Origin of the sequence: Streptomyces phytophilus (genome assembly GCF_013870535.1) — a bacterium.
Classification (GTDB): domain Bacteria; phylum Actinomycetota; class Actinomycetes; order Streptomycetales; family Streptomycetaceae; genus Streptomyces; species Streptomyces phytophilus.
Window position 1 is genome coordinate 1 of sequence record NZ_JACBXC010000226.1, and the last position, 6,720, is coordinate 6,720.

The window sequence follows — 6,720 nt, forward strand, 5'->3', positions numbered from 1 at the left end:
CCCGAGAGCCGGGTCGAGGCTCTCGCACGACTGCTCTCCGCGGACGGGTACGCTGCCACCGCGCGCAGCGCGCCCGGGGCTCCCGGCGAGCAGCTCTGCCAGCACCACTGCCCGGTGGCGCACACCGCCGAGCAATACCCGCAGCTCTGCGAGGCGGAGACCGAGGTCTTCTCCCGCTTGCTCGGCACCCATGTGCAGCGTCTGGCCACCATCGCCCACGGCGACGGGGTGTGTACGACGTTCGTCCCCGAAGTCCGCGGGCACCACGCCCGCAGGCAGCCACCGACATCCGGGAGGACCCCCGCATGACTGCGCCCACGGCCTCTGCCCACACTGAGGCGAACGCCGCCTCGGAGCACCCCGAGCTCGAAGGGCTGGGACGCTACGAGTACGGCTGGGCCGACTCCGACGCCGCCGGCTCCGCCGCCAAGCGCGGCCTGTCCGAGGACGTCGTCCGGGACATCTCCGCCAAGAAGTCCGAGCCCGACTGGATGCTGAAGACCCGGCTGAAGGGCCTGCGGCTCTTCGGCAAGAAGCCGATGCCCACCTGGGGCTCCGACCTCTCCGGCATCGACTTCGACAACATCAAGTACTTCGTCCGGTCCACCGAGAAGCAGGCCCAGTCCTGGGAGGACCTGCCGGAGGACATCAAGAACACGTACGACAAGCTCGGCATCCCCGAGGCGGAGAAGCAGCGCCTGGTCGCCGGCGTCGCCGCGCAGTACGAGTCGGAGGTCGTCTACCACCAGATCCGCGAGGACCTGGAGGAGCAGGGCGTCCTCTTCCTGGACACCGACACCGCGCTGAAGGAGCACCCGGAGCTCTTCAGGGAGTACTACGGCACGGTCATCCCGCCCGGTGACAACAAGTTCGCCTCCCTCAACACGGCGGTGTGGTCCGGCGGCTCGTTCATCTACGTCCCCAAGGGCGTGCACGTCGAGATCCCGCTCCAGGCGTACTTCCGGATCAACACCGAGAACATGGGCCAGTTCGAGCGGACGCTGATCATCGTCGACGAGGACGCCTACGTGCACTACGTCGAGGGCTGCACCGCGCCGATCTACCAGTCGGACTCGCTGCACTCCGCGGTCGTCGAGATCATCGTGAAGAAGAACGCCCGCTGCCGGTACACCACGATCCAGAACTGGTCGAACAACGTGTACAACCTGGTCACCAAGCGCGCGGTGGCCTACGAGGGCGCGACCATGGAGTGGGTCGACGGCAACATCGGCTCCAAGGTCACCATGAAGTACCCGGCGATCTACCTGATGGGCGAGCACGCCAAGGGCGAGACGCTCTCCGTCGCCTTCGCCGGCGAGGGCCAGCACCAGGACGCCGGCGCCAAGATGGTGCACATGGCGCCGAACACGTCGTCCAACATCGTCTCCAAGTCGGTGGCGCGGGGCGGCGGCCGGACCTCGTACCGCGGCCTGATCGAGATCGGCGAGGGCGCGGAGAACTCGAAGTCCAACGTGCTCTGCGACGCCCTGCTGGTCGACACGATCTCCCGCTCGGACACCTACCCGTACGTCGACGTCCGCGAGGACGACGTGACGATGGGGCACGAGGCGACTGTCTCCAAGGTCAGCGACGACCAGCTCTTCTACCTGATGCAGCGCGGCCTGTCCGAGGACGAGGCGATGGCGATGATCGTCCGCGGCTTCGTCGAGCCCATCGCCAAGGAGCTGCCGATGGAGTACGCGCTGGAGCTCAACCGGCTGATCGAGCTGCAGATGGAAGGCGCGGTCGGCTAGCGGCCGCACCGCGTCCCGCACCCAGGCCGGCACAGCCTTCGAGAAGATCCCCGAGAAAGCGAGTACGAGAACAGTCATGGCCGACGCCCAGAAGATCCCGGCCGGCTCCACCGCCGCCGGAAGCATCGCGGTGGCCGCCGAGTCCACCGTGGCCACCAGGATGAGCGCCCCGCCGTCCTTCGACGTGGCCGACTTCCCGGTCCCGCACGGCCGGGAGGAGGAGTGGCGCTTCACCCCGCTGGCGCGGACCCGCGGCCTGCACGACGGCAGCGCCACCGCCACCGGCGAGCCCAAGGTGGCCATCACCGCACCCGACGGCGTCACCGTCGAGACCGTCGGCCGCGACGACGCGCGCCTGGGCCGGGCCGGCACCCCGGTGGACCGGATCGCCGCCCAGGCGTACTCCTCGTTCGAGAAGGCCACGGTCGTGACCGTGCCGAAGGACACCCAGCTCACCGAGCCCATCCGGGTCTCGGTGCACGGCGAGGGCGGGGTGTCGTACGGGCACCAGCTCATCGAGCTGGGCGCCTTCGCGGAGGCCGTCGTCGTCATCGACCACACCGGCGACGCGGTGCTCGCGGAGAACACCGAGTACGTGCTGGGCGACGGCGCCAAGCTCACCGTCGTCTCCGTGCAGGACTGGGCCGACGGCGCCGTGCACGTCGCGCAGCAGTCCGCGCTCATCGGCCGGGACGCCGGCTTCAAGTCCGTGATCGTCACCTTCGGCGGCGACCTGGTCCGGCTGCACCCCCGGGCGAGCTACGCGGGTCCGGGCGCCGAGGCCGAGCTGTACGGGCTGTACTTCACCGACGCGGGCCAGCACCAGGAGCACCGCCTGTTCGTCGACCACGACGCCCCGCACTGCCGCAGCAACGTCGCGTACAAGGGCGCGCTCCAGGGCGCCGACGCGCACGCCGTGTGGATCGGCGACGTGCTGATCCGCAAGGCCGCCGAGGGCACCGACACGTACGAGCTGAACCGCAACCTGGTGCTCACCGACGGCGCCCGCGTCGACTCGGTGCCCAACCTGGAGATCGAGACCGGCGAGATCGTCGGCGCGGGCCACGCGTCGGCCACCGGCCGCTTCGAGGACGAGCAGCTCTTCTACCTGATGGCCCGCGGCATCCCGGCCGACGAGGCCCGCCGGCTGGTCGTCCGCGGCTTCTTCGCCGAGCTGGTGCAGCAGATCGGCATCGAGGACGTCGAGAAGCGCCTCATCGAGAAGATCGAGGCCGAGCTGGAGGCGTCCGTCGCATGACCGACACGGCCGACGCGACGTACGTCCGCGCCTGCGCGCTGAGCGAGCTTGAGGAAGACCTCCCCAAGCGAGTGGAGCTCGGCGGCACGCCGGTGTCGGTCGTCCTCACCCAGGACGAGGTGTTCGCGATCTACGACATCTGCTCGCACGCGAACGTCTCGCTCTCCGAAGGCGAGGTGGAGGACTGCCAGATCGAGTGCTGGCTGCACGGCTCCACCTTCGACCTGCGTACCGGCAAGCCCTCCGGGATGCCCGCGACGCGCCCCGTCCCCGTGTACCCCGTCAAGATCGAAGGGGACGACGTGTTCGTCTCCCTCACCCAGGAGTCCTGAAGGCACCATGGCAACGCTTGAAATCCGCGACCTGCACGTCTCCGTCGAGGCCGACAACGCCACGAAGGAGATCCTCAAGGGCGTCGACCTGACCGTGAAGCAGGGCGAGACCCACGCCATCATGGGCCCCAACGGCTCCGGCAAGTCCACCCTGGCGTACTCCGTCGCCGGCCACCCCAAGTATCAGATCACGTCCGGGACCGTCACCATCGACGGCGAGGACGTGCTGGAGATGAGCGTCGACGAGCGCGCCCGCGCCGGCCTCTTCCTCGCCATGCAGTACCCGGTCGAGGTCCCCGGCGTCACCGTCTCCAACTTCCTGCGCACCGCCGCCACCGCCATCCGCGGCGAGGCCCCCAAGCTCCGCACCTGGGTCAAGGAGGTCAAGGAGGCGATGGCGCGGCTGAACATCGACCCCGCCTTCGCCGAGCGCAGCGTCAACGAGGGCTTCTCCGGCGGCGAGAAGAAGCGCCACGAGATCCTCCAGCTGGAGCTGCTCAGGCCGAAGATCGCGATCCTCGACGAGACCGACTCCGGCCTGGACGTCGACGCGCTGCGCATCGTCTCCGAGGGCGTCAACCGGATCCGCGAGACCGGCGAGGTCGGCACCCTGCTGATCACCCACTACACCCGCATCCTGCGCTACATCAAGCCCGACCACGTGCACGTCTTCGCGGACGGCCGGATCGCCGAGTCCGGCGGCCCGGAGCTGGCGGACAAGCTGGAGGAAGAGGGCTACGCAGCGTATGCCAAGGGCGGCCCCGTGAGCGGAGCGAACCCTCAGGAGGAGGTAGCGTGACCCCACTGCCGGGCCTCCTCGACACCGAGGCGATCCGCAAGGACTTCCCGATCCTGGACCGCACCGTCCACGACGGGAAGAAGGTCGTGTACCTCGACAACGCGGCCACCTCGCAGAAGCCGCGCCAGGTGCTCGACGCGCTCAGCGCGTACTACGAGCGGCACAACGCCAACGTGCACCGCGGCGTGCACGTCCTCGCCGAGGAGGCCACGGCGCTGTACGAGGGTGCCCGTGACAAGGTCGCCGCCTTCGTCAACGCGCCCAGCCGGGACGAGGTGGTCTTCACCAAGAACGCCTCCGAGTCGCTGAACCTCGTGGCCAACATGCTCGGCTTCGCCGACGAGCCGTACCGCGTGGACCGCGACACCGAGATCGTCATCACGGAGATGGAGCACCACTCCAACATCGTCCCGTGGCAGCTGCTCGCGCAGCGCACCGGCGCGAAGCTGAAGTGGTTCGGCCTCACCGACGACGGGCGCCTCGACCTGAGCGACCTGAACGAGGTCATCACGGAGAAGACGAAGGTCGTCTCCTTCGTGCTGGTCTCCAACATCCTCGGCACGCACAACCCCGTCGAGGCCATCGTCCGCCGCGCCCAGGAGGTCGGCGCGCTGGTCGTCGTCGACGCGTCCCAGGCCGCCCCGCACATGCCGCTGGACGTGCAGGCGCTGCAGGCCGACTTCGTCGCCTTCACCGGGCACAAGATGGTCGGCCCCACCGGCATCGGGGTGCTCTGGGGCCGCAAGGGGCTGCTGGACGACCTGCCGCCGTTCCTCGGCGGCGGCGAGATGATCGAGACCGTCTCGATGCACTCCTCGACGTACGCCCCGGCGCCGCACAAGTTCGAGGCCGGTACGCCGCCGATCGCCCAGGCCGTCGGCCTCGGCGCCGCGGTGGACTACCTCAGCGGCATCGGCATGGCGGCCGTCGAGGCGCACGAGCACGCCATCACGGAGTACGCGCTCGGGCGCCTCCAGGAGGTGCCGGACCTGCGGATCATCGGCCCGACGTCGGCCGAGGACCGCGGCGCCGCGATCTCCTTCACGCTCGGCGACATCCACCCGCACGACGTCGGGCAGGTGCTCGACGAGCAGGGCATCGCGGTCCGGGTCGGCCACCACTGCGCGCGGCCGGTCTGCCTGCGGTACGGAATTCCTGCGACCACGCGGGCGTCGTTCTATCTGTACTCCACCCCGGGCGAGGTCGACGCGCTGGTCGACGGCCTGGAGTACGTCCGGAACTTCTTCGGCTGAAGGGCGTGGGAACAGCGTGAAGCTCGACTCGATGTACCAGGACGTCATCCTGGACCACTACAAGCACCCGCACGGGCGGGGCTTGCGGGCCGGTGACGCCGAGGTGCACCACGTCAACCCGACCTGCGGTGACGAGATCACGCTGCGCGTGAAGCTCGACGGGCGGACCATCGAGGACGTCTCGTACGAGGGCCAGGGCTGCTCCATCAGCCAGGCCAGCGCCTCCGTGCTCAACGAGCTGCTGGTCGGCAAGGAGCTGGCCGAGGCGCAGCGGATCCAGGAGCAGTTCCTGGAGCTGATGCAGTCGCGTGGGAGGATCGAGCCGGACGACGCCATGGAGGAGGTGCTGGAGGACGCGGTCGCGTTCGCCGGCGTCTCGAAGTACCCGGCGCGCGTGAAGTGCGCCCTGCTGTCCTGGATGGCGTGGAAAGACGCCACGGCCCAGGCGCTGAAGGAGGCCGCAGCATGACCGACACCGACGTGACGACGAAGCCCGCCGAGGAGGAGGAGATCCGCGAGGCGCTGTACGACGTGGTGGACCCCGAGCTGGGCATCGACGTCGTCAACCTCGGCCTGATCTACGGCATCCACGTGGACGAGGGCAACATCGCCACCCTGGACATGACGCTGACCTCGGCGGCCTGTCCGCTGACCGACGTCATCGAGGACCAGGCGAAGGCCGCCACCGAGGGCATCGTCAACGACCTGAAGATCAACTGGGTCTGGATGCCCCCGTGGGGCCCCGACAAGATCACCGACGAGGGCCGCGAGCAGCTGCGCGCGCTCGGCTTCAACGTCTGACATCCGCGAAAAAGGCCCGCCCCGGTCCGCCCGGGGCGGGCCTTTTCGCGTCTCCGCGGCTCCGGCCGAAGGAAGATGAGAACGCGTTCGGGGTGATCGGGCAACAAGAGGTGACAGCACTCCGCTCACACCTTTTCGATCGGGGACCGCCCAGTGACCGACCCACCGCACGACATCACGGAGAGATTTGTGGAACCACCGCAGGACGTCTCGCCGCTCGTCGACGGAGACGCCGCCGTGATCGAGGAGTCGCTGGACCGGCCCGAGGCGTTCGCCGAGCTGTACGACCGGTACGCCCCCGCCATACACCGCTACGCCGCCCGCCGGCTCGGCAGCGGCGCGGCGGACGACATCACCGCCGACACCTTCCTGGCCGCCTTCCGCAACCGGGCGCGCTTCGACGCCCGCCGCGTCAGTGCCCGGCCGTGGCTCTACGGCATCGCCGCCAACCTCATCGGCCGGCACCGCCGTTCCGAGGTACGGGGCCTGCGCGCCCTGGCCCGTACCGGTGTCGACCCCGTGG

General features: G+C 69.3%; 9 protein-coding genes. All 9 read left to right on the forward strand.

What is annotated here, in order from left to right:
• On the forward strand, positions 1 to 309 hold a 309-nt coding region (locus H5J30_RS13170), incomplete at its 5' end, for a helix-turn-helix transcriptional regulator (protein WP_374100976.1).
• A complete protein-coding gene (gene sufB / locus H5J30_RS13175) occupies positions 306 to 1,754 on the forward strand; it encodes a Fe-S cluster assembly protein SufB (protein WP_181787620.1) in 1,449 nt (482 codons plus the stop codon). The genes H5J30_RS13170 and sufB, both read left to right, overlap by 4 nt.
• Before the next feature lie 76 nt (positions 1,755 to 1,830).
• Positions 1,831 to 3,012: a Fe-S cluster assembly protein SufD gene (gene sufD / locus H5J30_RS13180; protein ID WP_181787621.1), complete on the forward strand. Its 1,182-nt coding sequence runs from the start codon at positions 1,831 to 1,833 to the stop codon at positions 3,010 to 3,012.
• Positions 3,009 to 3,344 (forward strand): non-heme iron oxygenase ferredoxin subunit, encoded by a 336-nt coding sequence (locus H5J30_RS13185; protein WP_181787622.1) that lies wholly within the window; start codon positions 3,009 to 3,011, stop codon positions 3,342 to 3,344. The genes sufD and H5J30_RS13185 overlap by 4 nt, the downstream gene beginning before the upstream one ends.
• A 7-nt stretch (positions 3,345 to 3,351) precedes the next feature.
• Positions 3,352 to 4,143 (forward strand): Fe-S cluster assembly ATPase SufC, encoded by a 792-nt coding sequence (gene sufC / locus H5J30_RS13190; protein ID WP_181787623.1) that lies wholly within the window; start codon positions 3,352 to 3,354, stop codon positions 4,141 to 4,143.
• The gene (locus H5J30_RS13195) at positions 4,140 to 5,396 is read left to right on the forward strand and encodes a cysteine desulfurase (protein ID WP_181787624.1); all 1,257 of its coding nucleotides are present in this window, start codon (positions 4,140 to 4,142) and stop codon (positions 5,394 to 5,396) included. The genes sufC and H5J30_RS13195 overlap by 4 nt, the downstream gene beginning before the upstream one ends.
• A gap of 16 nt (positions 5,397 to 5,412) precedes the next feature.
• Entirely contained in the window at positions 5,413 to 5,865 is a 453-nt protein-coding gene (sufU, locus tag H5J30_RS13200) for a Fe-S cluster assembly sulfur transfer protein SufU (protein WP_018835705.1), read from the forward strand.
• Positions 5,862 to 6,197 (forward strand): metal-sulfur cluster assembly factor, encoded by a 336-nt coding sequence (locus tag H5J30_RS13205; RefSeq protein WP_181787625.1) that lies wholly within the window; start codon positions 5,862 to 5,864, stop codon positions 6,195 to 6,197. Before sufU ends, H5J30_RS13205 begins: the two co-directional genes overlap by 4 nt.
• 189 nt (positions 6,198 to 6,386) lie before the next feature.
• Positions 6,387 to 6,720, forward strand: a 334-nt coding sequence (locus H5J30_RS13210) for an RNA polymerase sigma factor (RefSeq protein ID WP_181787626.1), incomplete at its 3' end; no start/stop codon positions are given.